We start from the raw sequence: 2,773 nt of genomic DNA, 5'->3' as shown, positions 1-2,773 counted from the left end.
CCAAGCACCGCATGCACGGAAATCCGGCGAAAGACACGCGGACGCCCAAAAATCCGGCGCCTCTCGCCGAGTTGCCGGGGCTTTCCGCGTCGCCGCTTCCGCCGACGCCCGTGCTTGCGGATGCTGTGAGCGTCTCAACAGCGGGAGGGCGGAATGGCGCTCAATGCAACCACGAAGACGGGTCTGGCGGTCGCGGTGGCGGGCCTGGCCTCGGCGGCGACGGCGCAGGATCTCAAACCGGTGGTGTTCGGCACCAACTGGCTGGCGCAGGCCGAGCACGGCGGCTTCTACCAGTCCGTCGCCGACGGCACCTATGCCGAATGCGGGCTGGACGTCACGATCATGCCGGGCGGGCCGCAGGTGAACAACCGCGCGCTGATGCTGGCCGGCAAGATGGATTTCCACATGGGCGGCGACATGCTGCAGGCCTTCAACGCCGTGGCGCAGGGCATCCCTGTAGTGATGGTGGGCGCGACCTTCCAGAAGCACCCGCAGGTGATCCTGGCCCATCCCGGCAAGGCCGAAAGCTTCGAGGACCTCAAGGACCTCACCCTGCTGATCGGCGACAACGGCTTCACCAGCTACTACCAGTGGATGATCTCTGAATACGGCTTCACGCCTGATCAGCGCGAGCCCTACACCTTCAACCCCGCGCCCTTCATCGCGGACGAGAACAAGGGCATGCAGGGCTACCTGTCGTCCGAACCCTACGCCGTCGAGAAGGAGTCAGGCATCGTGCCCGACGTCTTCCTGATCGCCGACGCCGGGTTCAGCAGCTACGCCACCACGATCGAGACGATGGCCGACACGATCGAGAACGATCCCGAGGCGGTGAAATGCTTCGTCGAGGGGTCGGCCAAGGGGTGGTACAACTTCCTCTACGGCGACAACGCCGAGGCGCGCGAACTGATCAAGACCGACAACCCCGACATGACCGACGACAAGATCGACTACGCGATCTCGAAGATGAAGGAATGGGGCATCGTCGACAGCGGCGACGCGCTCGAGGACGGGATCATGGCGATCAACCCGGCCGTGGTGCAGGACTTCTACGACAAGATGGTCACTGCCGGCGTGATCGAGGACGGCCTGGACATCGAGGCGTCTTACACGACCGAGTTCGTGAACGCCGGCGTGGGCATGGACCTCAAGCCCAGCAACTGAAGCGCGCGGCGGGCCTGCGGGTCCGCCGCCACACCGACCGGAGACCGCATGCCCCCCACGATCCCGCCGCTCGGCCAGCGGCCCGAGCTTCTGCGAATGGACGGCGTCGACAAGGTATTCGGCGGCGACGTGGTGGCGCTGTCGGGCATGTCCCTGACGGTGAACGAGGGCGACTTCATTTCGCTCCTGGGTCCGTCGGGCTGCGGCAAGTCGACCGCGCTGCGCCTGATCGCGGGGCTCGCCCACCCCACCCGCGGACGCATCCCCTGGACCGGCGGCCAAGGCGACAACGACCTGGGCGTGGTGTTCCAGGAGCCTACGCTGATGCCCTGGGCGACGGTGGCGCAGAACGTCTGGCTGCCCTTCCGCCTGAAGGGGCAAAGCTATTCCAGCGTCAAGGACGAGGTGCTCGAGGCGCTGAAGCTGGTGGGACTGGAGAAGTTCCAGACCGCCTACCCGCGCGAGCTGTCGGGCGGCATGAAGATGCGGGTGAGCATCGCGCGCGCCATGGTCACGCGGCCGCGGCTGATCCTGATGGACGAACCCTTCGCCGCGCTGGACGAAATCACGCGCTTCCGGCTGAACACCGACCTGCTCGCGCTCAAGGCGCGGATCGGCTGCACGGTGGTCTTCGTCACGCATTCGGTCTTCGAAAGCGTCTTCCTGTCAGACCGGATCGTCGTGATGGCCGCGCGCCCCGGCCGGGTGATCCGCGAACTGGCGGTGGACGAGCCTTACCCGCGCGGCGAGGATTTCCGCACCTCGGCCGACTACGCCGCGCATTGCCGGCAGACCAGCGACGCGCTGCACGAGGCAATGGGAGAAGCCGCATGAGCATGGTGGAACGCGACGGCGCGGTCACCGACGCGCATGTCATGGACGAGGACGAACGCGCGCGCGTCAAGGCGGCGAAGCTCGAGAAGATCGGCAAGTGGCTGCTGCCGGCGGCCGTCATGGTGATCGCACTGCTCGGCTGGCAGGCGCTGGTCACGTTCAACGAGATCCCGCATTACATCCTGCCCGGCCCCTGGCTGGTCTTCCAGACGCTGATCGCCGACTGGGCGATCCTGTTCGACGCGCTTCTGGTGACGGTGCAGATCACGCTGATGGCGCTGGCCGTCGCGGTGCTGGGCGGCGTCGGGTTAGCGGTGCTGTTCACGCAAAGCCGCCTGGTCGAGATGAGCTTCTACCCCTACGCGGTGATCCTGCAGGTGACGCCCATCGTGGCGATCGCGCCGCTGATCTTCATCTACGTCGACAGTCGCATCGGCGGGCTGCTGCTGTGCGCCTGGCTGGTGGCGTTCTTTCCGGTGCTGTCGAATACGACGCTGGGGCTCAACTCGGCGGATCACAACCTGCGCGACCTCTTCCGGATCTACGGCGCGACACGCTGGCAGACGCTGCGCTACCTGCGGCTGCCCTCGGCCCTGCCCTACTTCCTCGGGGGCCTGCGCATCGCGGGCGGCCTGTCGCTGATCGGCGCGGTGGTGGCGGAATACGTGGCCGGCACGGGCGGCATCGGGTCGGGGCTGGCCTTCCGCATCCTCGAGGCGGGGTATCGCCTGAACATCCCGCGGATGTTCGCGGCGCTGATCCTGATCGCGGTCAC

3 protein-coding genes are annotated in these 2,773 nt (G+C 66.7%); all 3 read left to right on the top strand.

The window, feature by feature from the left end:
* Nucleotides 1–153: 153 nt before the first annotated feature.
* Nucleotides 154–1,164, top strand: a complete 1,011-nt coding sequence (locus tag ACFDTC_RS18015) for an ABC transporter substrate-binding protein (RefSeq protein ID WP_375260256.1) — start codon at nt 154–156, stop codon at nt 1,162–1,164.
* Nucleotides 1,165–1,212: 48 nt separating this feature from the next.
* Entirely contained in the window at nt 1,213–1,998 is a 786-nt protein-coding gene (locus ACFDTC_RS18010) for an ABC transporter ATP-binding protein (protein ID WP_375260255.1), read from the top strand.
* Nucleotides 1,995–2,773 (top strand): ABC transporter permease (locus ACFDTC_RS18005; RefSeq protein ID WP_375260254.1); only part of this gene is annotated, 779 nt, incomplete at its 3' end. The genes ACFDTC_RS18010 and ACFDTC_RS18005, both read left to right, overlap by 4 nt.

The sequence above is a fragment of the Citreimonas sp. genome (assembly GCF_042096055.1).
Lineage (GTDB): Bacteria > Pseudomonadota > Alphaproteobacteria > Rhodobacterales > Rhodobacteraceae > Citreimonas.
Note: the sequence above shows the minus strand (reverse complement) of the source record. Positions and strands in the feature narration are given on the sequence as shown.